Origin of the sequence: Streptomyces aureocirculatus (assembly GCF_000720475.1) — a bacterium.
Classification (GTDB): domain Bacteria; phylum Actinomycetota; class Actinomycetes; order Streptomycetales; family Streptomycetaceae; genus Streptomyces; species Streptomyces aureocirculatus.
Genome location: NZ_JOAP01000064.1, coordinates 38571 through 52778 on the forward strand (window position 1 = coordinate 38571; position 14208 = coordinate 52778).

The 14208-nt window shown below is 71.6% G+C and carries 12 protein-coding genes; 5 read left to right on the plus strand and 7 right to left on the minus strand.

The window, feature by feature from the left end; translation table 11 throughout:
- Nucleotides 1–140 precede the first annotated feature (140 nt).
- Entirely contained in the window at nt 141–1631 is a 1491-nt protein-coding gene (locus IG78_RS0136985) for an LCP family protein (RefSeq protein ID WP_051853328.1), read from the plus strand.
- A gap of 359 nt (nt 1632–1990) precedes the next feature.
- Here the strand turns inward: IG78_RS0136985 and IG78_RS0136990 are convergent, their stop codons facing one another.
- Nucleotides 1991–2539, minus strand: coding sequence for an acyl-CoA thioesterase (locus IG78_RS0136990; RefSeq protein ID WP_030572663.1), 549 nt, complete (start codon nt 2537–2539; stop codon nt 1991–1993).
- A 128-nt stretch (nt 2540–2667) separates the two neighbouring features.
- Between IG78_RS0136990 and IG78_RS0136995 the strand changes: the two genes are divergently transcribed.
- Both IG78_RS0136995 and IG78_RS0137000 read left to right on the plus strand, forming a co-directional pair.
- Nucleotides 2668–4017 (plus strand): LCP family protein, encoded by a 1350-nt coding sequence (locus IG78_RS0136995; protein WP_030572666.1) that lies wholly within the window; start codon nt 2668–2670, stop codon nt 4015–4017.
- 192 nt (nt 4018–4209) lie between these two features.
- Nucleotides 4210–5352, plus strand: coding sequence for a dipeptidase (locus IG78_RS0137000; protein WP_030572669.1), 1143 nt, complete (start codon nt 4210–4212; stop codon nt 5350–5352).
- A 25-nt stretch (nt 5353–5377) separates the two neighbouring features.
- Here IG78_RS0137000 and IG78_RS0137005 read toward each other — a convergent pair whose 3' ends face one another.
- Nucleotides 5378–5776, minus strand: a complete 399-nt coding sequence (locus IG78_RS0137005; RefSeq protein WP_030572681.1) for a VOC family protein — start codon at nt 5774–5776, stop codon at nt 5378–5380.
- A 126-nt stretch (nt 5777–5902) separates the two neighbouring features.
- Nucleotides 5903–7246, minus strand: a complete 1344-nt coding sequence (locus tag IG78_RS0137010) for a UDP-glucose dehydrogenase family protein (protein WP_030572689.1) — start codon at nt 7244–7246, stop codon at nt 5903–5905.
- Nucleotides 7247–7446: 200 nt separating this feature from the next.
- Here IG78_RS0137010 and IG78_RS0137015 point away from each other — a divergent pair, with 200 nt between their 5' ends.
- On the plus strand, nt 7447–8619 hold the full coding sequence (locus IG78_RS0137015; RefSeq protein ID WP_030572691.1) for an acyl-CoA dehydrogenase family protein: 1173 nt from the start codon (nt 7447–7449) through the stop codon (nt 8617–8619).
- A gap of 73 nt (nt 8620–8692) precedes the next feature.
- Here the strand turns inward: IG78_RS0137015 and IG78_RS0137020 are convergent, their stop codons facing one another.
- Genes IG78_RS0137020 through IG78_RS0137030 form a run of 3 tightly spaced genes read right to left on the minus strand, consistent with a single transcriptional unit; the run spans nt 8693 to nt 11632 of the window.
- Complete coding sequence (locus tag IG78_RS0137020; RefSeq protein WP_030572694.1) at nt 8693–9889, minus strand: dipeptidase; 1197 nt, start codon at nt 9887–9889, stop codon at nt 8693–8695.
- A 4-nt stretch (nt 9890–9893) separates the two neighbouring features.
- Nucleotides 9894–10433, minus strand: a complete 540-nt coding sequence (purE, locus tag IG78_RS0137025; RefSeq protein ID WP_030572697.1) for a 5-(carboxyamino)imidazole ribonucleotide mutase — start codon at nt 10431–10433, stop codon at nt 9894–9896.
- A complete protein-coding gene (locus IG78_RS0137030) occupies nt 10430–11632 on the minus strand; it encodes a 5-(carboxyamino)imidazole ribonucleotide synthase (RefSeq protein WP_051853324.1) in 1203 nt (400 codons plus the stop codon). The genes purE and IG78_RS0137030 overlap by 4 nt, the downstream gene beginning before the upstream one ends.
- A gap of 270 nt (nt 11633–11902) precedes the next feature.
- Between IG78_RS0137030 and IG78_RS0137035 the strand changes: the two genes are divergently transcribed.
- Nucleotides 11903–12499, plus strand: coding sequence for a GtrA family protein (locus tag IG78_RS0137035; protein ID WP_078965876.1), 597 nt, complete (start codon nt 11903–11905; stop codon nt 12497–12499).
- Between the two features lie 193 nt (nt 12500–12692).
- On the opposite strand, the gene IG78_RS0137040 is transcribed toward IG78_RS0137035, so the two are convergent.
- Entirely contained in the window at nt 12693–13994 is a 1302-nt protein-coding gene (locus tag IG78_RS0137040; protein WP_030572705.1) for an ATP-binding protein, read from the minus strand.
- Nucleotides 13995–14208: the final 214 nt, after the last annotated feature.

Below are 14208 nucleotides of genomic sequence, written 5' to 3' on the forward strand. Positions count from 1 at the left end.
TGCAGCACCGGGCGTCACGTTACCGCGAACGGGGGACATGGGCGCGCGCCGTCCGGGTCCTGCCCCGGTGCGCAGATCGTATGGGCCTACGGTTCTGGGGTGCCCCGCCCAGGACGACGACCGCGGAGGTGTCCTCGCACGTGCCCACACCGCCCCGCCACCCCGCCGCCCCGCCGCGTCCTGCGCGCCCGCCCCGGCCGCCGGGCCCGCCGGTGGCGCCGCGGACGGCGGCCCGGGTGCGGCGTCCGCGCTGGGCCTCGCGGGCGGTGACGGCGCTGTCCGTGGGTGTGCTCGCCGCCGCCGGCATCGGGCACTCCGTCGTCAACGGCCTGGAGACGGGCATCGGCCGCGTCGACGCCTTCAAGGACATGAAGAACAGGCCCAAGCCGGGCAACGGCATGAACGTCCTGCTCGTGGGCACCGACGGCCGCGAGAAGATCAGCCGCGAGGAGCGCGACAAGTACCGCCTGGGCGGCGCTCCCTGCCACTGCACGGACACGATCATGATCGTGCACATCTCGGAGGACCGGGACCGGGCGAGCGTCGTCAGCCTCCCCAGGGACAGCTACGCCGAGATGCCCGAGCACGTCGACCGGAACTCCCGCAAGCGCCACCGGGCACACCCCGTGAAGCTGAACGCGGCGTACGCGGAGGGCGGCCCGAATCTGACCGTGCGCACGGTCGAGCACATGACGAAGGTGAAGATCGACCACTATCTGGAGGTCGACTTCACCAGCTTCATGAAGACCGTGGACGTACTCGGCGGTGTCGAGATCTGCACCTCCCGCCCCCTGAAGGACCACAACACCGGCCTCGACCTGGCCGTCGGCACCCATGAGCTGAACGGCGGCCAGGCCCTGCAGTACGTGCGCTCGCGGTACGTCGACGCCGCCGCCGACCTGGGCCGGGTGCAGCGCCAGCAGCGCTTCCTCGCGGCGCTCATCGCGAAGACGACGAGCAGCGGCGTACTGCTGAATCCGGTCAAGTTCCGTGACGTCGCCGGGACCCTCCTGGAGTCGGTGCGGGCCGACGAGGGCTTCGGGACGACCGAGATGCTCACCCTCGGGCGGGCGATGCGGAACTTCTCGCCGTCGTCGTCGGAGTTCACGACCGTGCCGATCGGCACGATGGCCTACCGGGTGCCGGGGCTCGGCTCCACCCTGAAGTGGGACGACGCGAAGTCCCGGAAGCTGTTCCAGGCACTGCGGGACGACAAGCCGCTCGCCGGGCAGCACGCCAAGCGCAAGGCCGTGGCCGTGCCGGTGTCGCCGCAGCAGATCCGGGTGCAGGTGGACAACGGGACGGCGACGCCGGACCTCGGCAAGCGGGTCGACGCGGCGCTGCGCACCTCCGGGTTCCGTACGACGGGGACGCCCGGTCCGGTCGGGCTCGCGCCCGGGGTGCCGCCCGCCGCCCGCACCGTGGTCGCCTTCGACCCGCGCTGGGACCGCTCGGCGAAGTCCCTCGCGACGGCGCTGCCCGGCTGCGCGATGCGCCCTGTCCCCGGGCTCGGCCCGGTTCTCAAGGTCATCGCCGGTACGGATTTCCGCTCCGTGCGGGCCGTACGCGCCGAGGACGCCTTCCAGGGCGAGTTCGGCGCCGTAACCGGCGACCAGGTGACGTGCCCCTAAGGGGCGCGAGGAGCTGCGCGCTCGGCGCGCGACAAGCCGCAGACGCGTCTGCGTGGTCACTCGGCAGACGCGTCTGCGGCTTATTCGTGGCCGCTCGCGCCGTTCCCCGCGCCCCTGACGGGGCACCCCTCAGTCGTCGAAGCCCTCCGCCGCGCGCTCAGCGCACGGCAACAGGTCACGTGCCCCGCAAGGGGCGCGGGGCTGTGTCGATGTGCGGCTCCGCCGCGCGGGCGCGCTCAGCGCGTGACAAGCCGCAGACGCGTCTGCCGAGCAACTGTGCAGACGCGTCTGCGGCTTCTTCGCGGCTGGTCGCGCAGTTCCCCGCGCCCCTTGCGGGGCCCCGGCTCTGACGGGGTAGGTCAGTCGTCGAAGCCCTCCGCGGCGCGGGACTCGCGGAGCTCCATGATGGCGCGCCTCCTCGCGAGGCGATGGGTGCGGCGGATCTGGGCCTCCTGGCTGCGCCGCCGGTCACGGTCGGACTCAGGGATCACCGGCGGCACGAGCCGCGGCTTGCCGTCGGCGTCGACGGCGGCGAAGACCAGATAGGCCGACCCCACCTGCTGGGCGGGCGTCGACTCGTTCCAGCGCTCGGCGAGCACCCGCACACCGACCTCCATGGAGGTCCGCCCCGTCCAGTTGACCTGGGCTTTCACATGGACCAGGTCACCCACGCGGACCGGCTCGAGGAAGGCCATCTCGTCCATGGACGCGGTCACCGCGGGCCCGCCGGAGTGGCGCCCGGCGACGGCTCCGGCCGCGTCGTCCACCAGTTTCATGATCACACCGCCGTGCACCGTCCCGAGGAGGTTGGTGTCGGCGTGCGTCATGATGTGGCTCAAAGTGGTGCGGGACGCCGAGGTCGGCTTGCCCGGAATCGTCGATTCCGTGCCGGGGGCCAGGTCTGTCATGCCCTCCACCTTATGTCGGCACTCGCCCGAACCCCTGTCCGGCACTTTGCATCAGCTCTGCAACAGCACTGACCCGAAACAATGCCCTCCCTGTGAGGCGCAGGGTGCGGCACTGCACACTAAGCCACATGAGCGATTGGCCAGACGCGCGGAACAGCAACGGCGACCGCCACGGGTACGGCAGCGGCAGCACACAGCCCGAGGGCGCCCGCTCGATGCGCCATGTCCAGCGCGGCGGCCCCTCCGCTCCCGGACACCCCGGCTCGGTACCGCGCCAGGGGGGCCACTCCTCGTACGACGACAACGTCTACGACGACCTGTACCGCGACCAGCGCGCCCAGGACCCCTACGCCCGCCCCGACAGCCAGGACGGCCAGGGTCATGGCCAGGACGGCTACGACAGCGGCTACAACACCGGCCAGGTCTACGGCTCCCCCGGCGGCCCGGGCGGCCCCCAGGGCCCGCCCGCACCGCCGCGCCGCCCCAAGCCGCCGGTCAACTGGAAGAAGCGCATCACCTGGGGTCTCGTGACCTTCCTCGCGCTGCTGCTCATCGTGTCCGTCAGCACGTACTTCTGGGCGGACTCCAAGCTCAAGCGCGAAGTCGACCTGTCGAAGGTCATCGAGCGGCCCGACGGCGGCAAGGGCACGAACTACCTGATCGTGGGCTCCGACAGCCGCGCGGGCATGTCCGACGAGGAGAAGAAGAAGCTCCACACCGGCTCCGCCGCGGGCAAGCGCACGGACTCGATGATGATCCTGCACGTCGCGGACGACGGCGGGAACACGATGATCTCGCTGCCCCGCGACTCGAACGTCACGATCCCCTCCTTCAAGGGCGCGGACTCCGGCAAGCTCTACCCGGGCACGGGCCGCCAGACCAAGCTGAACGCCGCGTACGCCGAGGACGGCCCCGAGCTGCTCGTACGGACCGTCGAGGCCAACACGGGCCTGCGCATCGACCACTACGCCGAGATCGGCTTCGGCGGTTTCGCCAAGATCGTGGACGCGGTCGGCGGCGTGGAGATGAACATCCCCACGGCCTTCAAGGACAAGAAGTCCGGCGCCGACTTCGAGGCGGGCAAGCAGACGCTGAACGGCGAGGAGGCCCTGGCCTTCGTCCGTACGCGGTACGCGCTGCCGGGCAGCGACCTGGACCGCACCAAGAACCAGCAGAAGTTCCTCGCGGCGCTCGCGAGCCAGGCGGCGACGCCCGGGACGGTCATGAACCCGTTCAAGCTGTACCCGACGATGGGTGCGGGCCTGGACACACTGATCGTCGACAAGGACATGGGCCTGATGGACGTGGCGTCGATGTTCTGGGCCATGAAGGGCGTCACCGGCGGTGCCGGGAAGTCCATGAACATGCCGATCTCGGGCTCCGCGGGCAGCAACCTCGTCTGGGACAAGGCCAAGGTCAAGGAGCTGGTGTCGCAGCTCAACAACGACGAGAAGGTGACGGTGTCCGGCACCCCGTAGCCCGGCCCCGGTCCCCGGCCTTTCGGCGGCCCCGGCTCCCGCGTACCGACGCGGGGGCCGGGGCCGCCGTCGTTCCGTGCGGAGGCGGCGGGGTACCCCGAACGCACCGCCCATCGCGAAGCCGCGCGGGCGGCGTGTCACGGTGGTTCGACGACCACCGAGAAGTGCCACCACGACCCGTGGAGCCCTGCCATGGCGGACTTGCAGGACGAACTCGACTCCCCCGCCGAAGCCGGGGAGAACGACGACGGGCACGTCGCGCCCCTGCCCCCGGGCGGCGGACCCGCACCGGAGCCTTCGGACCCCGATCGGGAACCCGACCTGAGGGACGGCCCCGAGCGGGCCCGTGCCCTGCTCGCCGGGCACCCCGTCGCCGACGGCTACAGCGGCCTGCCCAGCGCGCTGCGCGAACTTCCCTGGTACGACCTGGAGCTGGGCGACACCGGCCTGGAGACCGACCTGCCGCGGCTGCGCGCGGGCTGGGTCGGCGCGCAGTTCTGGTCGCTCCAGGTGCCGGACCCGCAGCCCGAGGGCGATCGTTCCGTCAGTTCCGTGCTCGAACAGATCGACCTCGTCAAGCACGTCGTCGCCCGCTACTCGGGCGGACTGCGGGTGGCCCGCGACGCCTCCGAGACCACCGACGCCCGCAACTGCGGCCGCATCGCCACCCTGATCGGCCCGGCCAGTGCCCGCGCGATCGGCGACTCGCTCGGCGCCCTGCGCTCGCTGCACGCGCTCGGCCTGAGCTCCCTCACGCTGTCCGGCACGTCGTGGGCGGGCGAGGACGGGCTCACCGCCTTCGGCGAGGAGGTGGTGCGGGAGATGAACCGGCTCGGGGTGCTCGTCGACCTGTCCGGCGCCTCCGCGGCCACCGCCCGCAGGGTGCTCGCCATCTCCAAGGCCCCGGCGCTGTGGACCCGCTCCGGGGCGCGCGCCCTGCGGGAGCACCCGGCCAATCTGGACGACGGGCTCCTCGCGGCGGTGGGCGAGACGAAGGGCCTGTGCCTGGTGCCGCTCTCGGCGGACCGGACGGGGCCGACGCTCGGCGACGTCGCGGACCACCTGGAGCACGTACGCCGGATCGCCGGGCCCGAGTGCGTCGGCATCTCCGGGATGTACGACACCAGCTCCGCCCACCCCGGGGAGCTCGCCGACGCGTCCCGCTATCCGCGCCTGGTCGTCGAGCTGCTCGGCCGGGGCTGGCCCGAGGCCGATGTCATGGCGCTCACCTGGGGGAACGTACAACGCGTGCTGCGTGGCGCGGACTTCACCGCGCGGGCGGCACGGGAGCGGCGCGGGGCCTCGACCGCGACGATCACGCGTCTGGACGGCTGAGGCCCGGCCCCGCGCCGGCGCGGGATCAGTCGACCCGGCACAGGCAGAACGGGTGCCCCGCCGGGTCGGCGTAGACCCGCCAGTCCCGCTTGCCGCCGTCGTCGTCCAGGTCGAGCGCGCGGGCGCCGAGGGCGAGCACGCGCTCCTGCGCGGCGTCCATCTCGGCCCAGGTCGAACCGCCGTCGAGGTCCAGGTGGAAATGCTGGGCGTTGACGTCGGAGCGGGGCCACTCGGGCGGGGTGTAGTCGGTGACGCGCTGGAAGGAGATCTTCACGCGTCCCGGCGCCTTCAGGTCGAGCCACTCGCCGTCACCCTCCTCGTCGTGGACGGTGCCGCCGATGACCGCGGCGTAGAACTCGGCGAGCAGGCGGGGGTCGGGACAGTCGAGGACGACACTGCGCAGGGGGGCGACGGGGGTGGTCATGGCCTCTCCTCACATGGGCTTCTCTTCAGCAACCTCTCCAGTCAGCCGTGTACCCCGTTACGGCCCTGTACCGACACACTGAAGACCGATGCCCCGCCTCTAGGGCCTCCAGGGCCTCCAGAACCTCTAGGCGGCCGGGCGCCCCATCGCCCGGTAGACCCACCCGGCGGCACGCCACCGCTCCGGGTCGAGGGCGTTGCGGCCGTCCAGGATGACCCGGCGGCCGACCGCCCCGCCGAGGACCTCGGGGTCGAGCTCGCGGAACTCGCGCCACTCCGTGAGGTGCAGCACGACGTCGGCGCCGCGCACGGCCTCCTCGGCGGTGTCGGCGTACCCGAGGGTCGGGAAGAGGCGGCGGGCGTTGGCCATGCCCTTGGGGTCGTAGACGGTGACCTGGCCGCCTTGGAGGTGGATCTGTCCTGCCACGTTGAGGGCGGGTGAGTCGCGCACGTCGTCGGAGTCGGGCTTGAACGCGGCGCCGAGCACCGCGACCCGCTTGCCGAGGAACGAGTCGCCGCCGACGGCCTCGCGGGCCAGCTCCACCATGTGTCCGCGGCGCCGCATGTTGATCGAGTCGACCTCGCGCAGGAAGGTCAGGGCCTGGTCGGCGCCCAGCTCACCGGCGCGGGCCATGAAGGCGCGGATGTCCTTGGGCAGGCAGCCGCCGCCGAAGCCGATGCCGGCGCGCAGGAACTTGGCGCCGATGCGGTCGTCGTACCCGAGCGCCTCAGCCAGCTTCACCACGTCGCCGCCCGCGGCCTCGCAAACCTCGGCCATGGCGTTGATGAAGGAGATCTTCGTGGCCAGGAAGGAGTTCGCGGACGTCTTGACCAGTTCGGCGGTCGGGAAGTCGGTGACGACGAAGGGCGAGCCCTCGGCGACCGGGGTCGCGTACACCTCGCGCAGCACCTTCTCTGCGTGCTCGCTGCGCACACCGACCACGATCCGGTCGGGGTGCAGGGTGTCCTTGACGGCGAAGCCCTCGCGCAGGAACTCCGGGTTCCAGGCCAGCTCGACCGCGTCCCCCGCGGGCGCGAGCTCCGCGATCCTGGCGGCGATCCGGTCGGCGCTGCCCACCGGCACCGTCGACTTGCCGACCACCAGGGCGGGTCCGGTGAGGTGGACGGCGAGGGACTCCATGGCGGCGTCGACGTAACTCATGTCGCAGGCGTACTCGCCGTGCTTCTGCGGGGTGTTCACGCACACGAAGTGCACGTCCCCGAAGTCGGCCACCTCGGCGAAGTCCATGGTGAAGCGCAGCCGGCCGGTGGACCCCTCGATGCCCGCGACGTGCTTGCGCAGCAGCTCCGCCAGGCCCGGTTCGTACATCGGCACCTCACCGCGGCGAAGCAGCTCGACCTTCTCCGGCACCACGTCGAGGCCGAGGACCTCGAAGCCGAGGTCGGCCATGGCCGCTGCGTGGGTGGCGCCGAGATAACCGGTGCCGATCACGGTGATCCTGAGGGCCATGCGGTGCTCCAGTGCATCGGGGGTTCCCGCGCGCGTCGCCGTGCGCGGTGCCCGAGCATAGTCCGGGCGTGAGCGGGGCTTTCACCGGGCACAACTTCCGCTGTCGGCAAGCTCACGTATCCCTTGCGTGAGCAGACCCCTAAAATTCGGGTTACTTAACGGTAATTAGCGTCCTCAGCGTGCTTGGAGCGTGAGACACCTTGGCCGGATCGGCTGATTTCGACCTGTACCGCCCGTCCGAGGAGCACGACATGCTCCGGGACGCGATCCGCTCCCTCGCGGAGGCGAAGATCGCGCCGTTCGCCGCCGCGGTGGACGAGGAGGCCCGCTTCCCGCAGGAGGCCCTCGACGCCCTGGTCTCCTCCGACCTGCACGCGGTCCACGTCCCCGAGAGCTACGGCGGCACGGGCGCGGACGCCCTCGCGACCGTCATCGTGATCGAGGAGGTCGCCCGTGTCTGCGCGTCCTCGTCCCTCATCCCGGCCGTGAACAAGCTCGGCTCGCTGCCGGTCATCCTCTCCGGCTCCGAGGAGCTGAAGAAGAAGTACATGACGCCGCTGGCAAAGGGCGACGCCATGTTCTCGTACTGCCTCTCCGAGCCCGACGCCGGTTCGGACGCCGCGGGCATGAAGACCAGGGCGGTCCGCGAGGGCGACTCCTACGTCCTGAACGGCGTGAAGCGCTGGATCACCAACGCGGGCGTCTCGGAGTACTACACGGTGATGGCCGTCACCGACCCCGAGAAGCGCTCCAAGGGCATCTCGGCGTTCGTCGTCGAGAAGTCCGACGAGGGCGTGTCCTTCGGCGCCCCGGAGCGGAAGCTCGGCATCAAGGGCTCCCCCACCCGCGAGGTCTACCTCGACAACGTCCGCATCCCCGCCGACCGCATGATCGGCGCGGAGGGCACGGGCTTCGCCACGGCGATGAAGACCCTGGACCACACCCGCATCACCATCGCGGCCCAGGCCCTCGGCATCGCGCAGGGCGCCCTCGACTACGCCAAGGGCTACGTCCAGGAGCGCAAGCAGTTCGGCAAGCCGATCGCCGACTTCCAGGGCGTGCAGTTCATGCTCGCGGACATGGCCATGAAGATCGAGGCGGCCCGGCAGCTCACCTATGCGGCCGCCGCGAAGTCCGAGCGCGTCTCCGCCGGAGGTGGGGAAGGGGACCTCACCTTCCAGGGCGCGGCCGCCAAGTGCTTCGCGTCGGACGTCGCCATGGAGGTCACCACGGACGCCGTGCAGCTCCTCGGCGGCTACGGCTACACCCGTGACTATCCGGTCGAGCGGATGATGCGCGATGCGAAGATCACGCAGATCTACGAGGGCACGAATCAGGTCCAGCGGATCGTGATGGCGCGGAACCTGCCGTAGCGCGTCCCCCCGGCGCCGGGGCCGAACCTCGGGTTCGGCGGGCCCGGTGCCGGGGCGTGGCGGGAGCGGACGGCTAACGGTCGAGCTGCTCCAGGGTGGCGATGGAAGGGCCGCGCCGGGACTGCAGGTCACGGGCGACGTCCTCGGCGGCGCCGAGGGCGCGTACCGCGTTCTGCCACGTCAGTTTGGCGAGGTCGGTGCGGGACCAGCCGCGGTCGAAAAGCTCGGCGATCAGGTTCGGGTAGCCCGCCACGTCGTCGAGGCCGTCCGGTGTGAACGCCGTGCCGTCGTAGTCGCCGCCGATGCCGATGTGGTCGACGCCCGCGACCTCGCGCATGTGGTCGAGGTGGTCGGCGACCGTGGCGACGGTGGCGACCGGGCGCGGCCGTGACTCCTCGAAGGCGGCGTGCACCTTCATGGCGTCGGGGGTGGTGTCGAGGTGGTGGAAGCCGTGGGCGCGCATGTTCTCGTCGGCGGCCAGGGTCCAGTCGACCGCCGCCCGGAGGACGAACTTCGGTACGAAGGTCGCCATGGCCACACCGCCGTTGGCGGGGAGGCGCTCCAGGACGTCGTCCGGGATGTTGCGGGGGTGGTCGCACACCGCGCGGGCGGAGGAGTGGGAGAAGATCACCGGTGCGACCGAGGTGTCCAGGGCCGCCCGCATCGTCGTCGCCGCCACGTGGGAGAGGTCCACGAGCATGCCGAGGCGGTTCATCTCCCGTACCACCTCGCGGCCGAACGGCGAGAGCCCGCCGACGCCGGGCTCGTCCGTGGCGGAGTCGGCCCAGGCGATGTTGTCGTTGTGCGTGAGCGTCATGTAGCGCACGCCGAGCGCGTACAGGGCACGCAGCGTGGCCAGGGAGTTGTTGATCGAGTGGCCGCCCTCGGCGCCCATCAGGGAGGCGATGCGGCCCTCGCCCCTGGCCGCCTCCATGTCGGCGGCGGTCAGCGCGGGGCGCAGGTCCCCGGGGTAGCGGGCCAGCAACTGCCGTACGCAGTCGATCTGTTCGAGCGTGGCGCTGACGGCGGTGTCGCCCGCCATGTCCGCGCGGACGTACACCGACCAGAACTGCGCGCCGACCCCGCCGGCCCGCAGCCGCGCGATGTCGGTGTGCAGCCGGCCCGTCTGGTCGGCGGCGATGTCGAGCAGGTCGATGTCGTACCCGGCCTTCTCGCGCAGCGCCCACGGCAGGTCGTTGTGACCGTCGACGACGGGGAACTCGGCGAGCAGGGCGCGAGCCTGGGCCAGGGAGTCGGGCAGCTTGGTCATGCGCTCACTTTCCCGAACCGAAGCCGAAACCGGAACCGGCACCCTCGACCTTGGCGCGCAGGCGCTTGCCCTTCTCCGTCGCCTGGTCGTTCAGATCCTGCTGGAACTCCCGCATCCGGGCGGCGAGTTCCTCGTCGTGCGCGGCCAGCACGCGGACGGCGAGCAGGCCCGCGTTGCGCGCGCCGCCCACCGACACCGTGGCGACGGGCACGCCCGCGGGCATCTGCACGATGGACAGGAGGCTGTCCATGCCGTCGAGGTACTTCAGGGGTACGGGGACGCCGATCACCGGCAGCGTGGTGACCGAGGCGAGCATGCCGGGCAGATGGGCGGCGCCGCCCGCACCCGCGATGATCGCCTTCAGGCCGCGCTCCGCGGCCTGCTCGCCGTACGCGACCATCTCGCGCGGCATGCGGTGCGCGGAGACCACGTCGACCTCGTAGGGGACCTCGAACTCGTCGAGGGCCTTGGCTGCGGCCTCCATCACGGGCCAGTCGGAGTCGGATCCCATGACGATGCCGACGACGGGGGAGGTGCTGCTCATTCGGTGATCGTCCCTTTGAGGTAGCCGGCCGCGTGACGGGCGCGCTCAAGCACGTCGTCGAGATCGTCGCCGTAGGTGTTGACGTGGCCGACCTTGCGTCCGGGCTTCACGTCCTTGCCGTACATGTGGATCTTGAGCTGCGGGTCGCGTGCCATGCAGTGCAGGTACGCGGCGTACATGTCGGGGTAGTCGCCGCCCAGGACGTTGGCCATGACCGTCCACTTCGCCCGCGGGCGCGGGTCGCCGAGCGGCAGGTCGAGGACGGCGCGGACGTGGTTGGCGAACTGGGAGGTGACCGCGCCGTCCTGGCTCCAGTGGCCGGAATTGTGCGGTCGCATGGCGAGCTCGTTGACCAGGACCCGGCCGTCGGCGGTCTCGAAAAGCTCGACGGCGAGGTGCCCGACGACGTCCAGTTCCCTGGCCACGCGCAGCGCGAGGTCCTGGGCGTGCCCCGCGAGGCCCTCGGAGAGGCCGGGCGCGGGCGCGATCACCGTGTCGCAGACGCCGTCGACCTGGCGGGACTCCACGACCGGGTACGCCACGGCCTGCCCGTGCGGGGAGCGGACGACGTTCGCCGCGAGCTCCCGCACGAAGGGGACCTTCTCCTCGGCGAGGACCGGCACGCCCGCGCGGAACGGCTCGGCGGCCTCGGCCGCGGAGCGCACGACCCACACGCCCTTGCCGTCGTACCCGCCGCGCACGGTCTTGAGGACGACAGGGAAGCCGTCACCCTCCGTATCGCCTTCGGCTGCGGCACCCTCGGCCGCGAAGGCGGCCACGTCGGCCGGGTCCCGCACGATCCGATGGCGGGGGCAGGGCACCCCGAGCGCGTCGAGCTTCGCGCGCATCACGCCCTTGTCCTGGGCGTGCACCAACGCGTCGGGCCCCGGGCGCACGGGAATGCCGTCCGCCTCCAGGGCCCGCAGATGCTCGGTGGGTACATGTTCGTGATCGAAGGTGATCACGTCGCAGCCCCGCGCGAAGTCACGCAGCGTGTCCAGGTCGCGATAGTCGCCGATGACGACGTCGCTGACGACCTGCGCCGCGGAATCCTGCGGGGTGTCACTGAGGAGCTTGAACCTGATGCCGAGCGGGATGCCCGCCTCGTGTGTCATACGAGCGAGCTGCCCCCCGCCGACCATGCCGACTACCGGGAACGTCACACCCACAGGGTATCGGCCATTCGGTACGGACCCCATTCCCCACCCCGATCCCCCGCCCCGCCGCCGCCCCGGCCCCGGCGCGGGCGGGGCCGGGCCGTGCACCGGTGTCACAGGGGTGCCACGGAGTTCCCGGCGCCCACGAGCGCCCACGGGGACCGCTGGTTAGCATGGCTGGGTTGACGCGAGCGAAACGACGGATCCCGGGCAGCTACCGATTCACATCGATTCACCACACACCGCTCGATATCGATCATCGATCCCGTCGACGGGACCATACGAAATCGACGGGGGCTGGGGCGATCAAACATGACGGAACGCGGCGCACTGAGGGTGCGATTCGACCAAGTCGCGCGCGAAGTAGCCAAGTTCGGGGCCGTGGGGGCGGTCGGGACGCTGGTGAACTTCGCCGTGTTCAACCTGGTCCGCCACGTCACGGACCTGCCGGTGGTGCGGGCCAGCGTCATCGCCACGGCGGTCGCCATCTGCTGCAACTACCTGGGGTTCCGGTACTTCACCTACCGTGACCGCGACAAGAGCGGCCGCACCAAGGAACTCACGCTCTTCCTGCTGTTCAGCGCGGTCGGCCTGGTGATCGAGAACGGCGTTCTGTACGTGGCGACGTACGGCTTCAACTGGGACAGCCCCTTGCAGTCCAACGTCTTCAAGTTCCTCGGCATGGCCATCGCCACGCTGTTCCGCTTCTGGTCCTACCGGACCTGGGTGTTCCGCGCGCTGCCCGCACGGGAGGCCGTGGCCCATGCGGAATCGTTCCTGGACGGGAGCGCCGACGGGGGCGCCGACGGGGGCGCCGACGGCAGCGCCGACGGGGACGGCGGGGGGCGCGGCGACGGGGAGCCGGGGGGACCCGGGGAGGACTCGGTGCGTCCGCGGCGGGTGGCCTGAGGAAGGGGCTTCGCTGAGGTCTGAGTGAGCGCCTTGGCTGGGGCCTGCGTAAGGGGCTTCGCTGAGGCCTGAGTGAGCGCCTTAGCTGAGGCCTGAGGAAGGGGCTTCGCTGAGGTCTGAGGAAGGGCCTTGGCTGGGCTGGTAGGCGCCTTCGCGGAGGCTCAGCTCAGGCTCGCTGAGGCTCAGCGCAGGCTCAGCGCACCGTCTCCCCGTCCGCGCCTTCGTGGTCCCGGTCGCCGTCCTGGTCCCGGCCGTCCCGGTACGAGGGCGTACGCGACAGGAACAGGCCGAACACCGGGGGCTTCGCCTGGAGCATCTCCAGGCGCCCGCCGTCCGCCTCGGCCAGGTCCCTGGCCACGGCGAGGCCGATGCCCGTCGAGTTGCGGCCGGAGATGGCCCGCTCGAAGATCCGCGCGCCCAGGTCGGCGGGGACCCCGGGGCCGCTGTCGGTGACCTCGACGACGGCCTGGTTGCCGATGACACGGGTGCGCAGGGCGACGGTGCCGCCGCCGTGCATCAGGGAGTTCTCGATCAGCGCGGCCAGGACCTGGGCGACCGCGCCCGGTGTGCCCACGGCGTGCAGATGCCGCTTGCCGGAGCTGACGATGGCGCGGCCCGCGCTGCGGTAGGCGGGGCGCCACTCCTCCAACTGCTGCTTGATCACCTCGTCCAGGTCGAAGGTGACCGCGGAGCCGGTGCTGGGGTCGCGGGAGTTGGTGAGCAGCCGCTCGACGACGTCCGTGAGGCGCTCGACCTGGCCGAGCGCGACCGTGGCCTCCTCCTTCACCGTGTCCAGGTCGTCGGTGAGGGTGATCTCCTCCAGTCGCATGGACAGGGCGGTCAGCGGGGTGCGCAACTGGTGCGACGCGTCGGCGGCCAGGCGTCGCTCGGCGGTCAGCATGCGGGCGATGCGTTCGGCGCTGCCGTCGAGGACGTCGGCTACGCGGTCGAGCTCGGGGACGCCGTAGCGGCGGTGGCGGGGGCGCGGGTCGCCGGAGCCGAGGCGTTCGGCTGTCTCCGCGAGGTCGGTGAGGGGGGAGGCGAGGCGGTTGGCCTGGCGTACGGCGAGCAGGACCGCGGCGACGATCGCGAGCAGGGCGACGCCGCCGATGATCAGGAGGGTGCGGCCGACCTCCTGGGTGACCGCGGTGCGGGGCTCCTCGACGGTGACCTTCTCGCCCTCGCCGCCGTCCCGGGTGGCGCGGATCACGTCGCCCGTGGGGCGGGTGCCCACCTCGATGACGGGGCGGCCGGGGATGTCGATACGGGCGTAGCGCTCGGTGTCGACCTGCTTGCGCAGGACGTCTCCGCTGACGCGCTCGTCGCTGAGCAGCCTGCTGTCGACGATGCCGACCAGGCGGAGCGCCTCGGAGTCCACGCGCTCCTGGGCGCTGTTGCTGATCGTGCGGGTCTCGACGATCACCAGGGAGACGCCGAAGACGGCGATCACCACGAGGACGACGGCGAGGGTCGAGTTGATCAGGCGGCGACGCATAAGCCCTCCGGCCGGGCTGGGTGACGGACCTGACCAGTGTGCCCCTACGCCGGGGGCACCCTGGACCAGGCCGCCGCCCCGCCCCGGGGGCGGCACCGTCCCGCCCCTGCGCGGCGGAATCCCCCACCCACCCGCCCGTGCTGCCGGCACCGGGGGCACCCGGCACGAACCCAACAACCGTCCTGCCGCTCCGCGGCCGGTTCCCCCACCCACC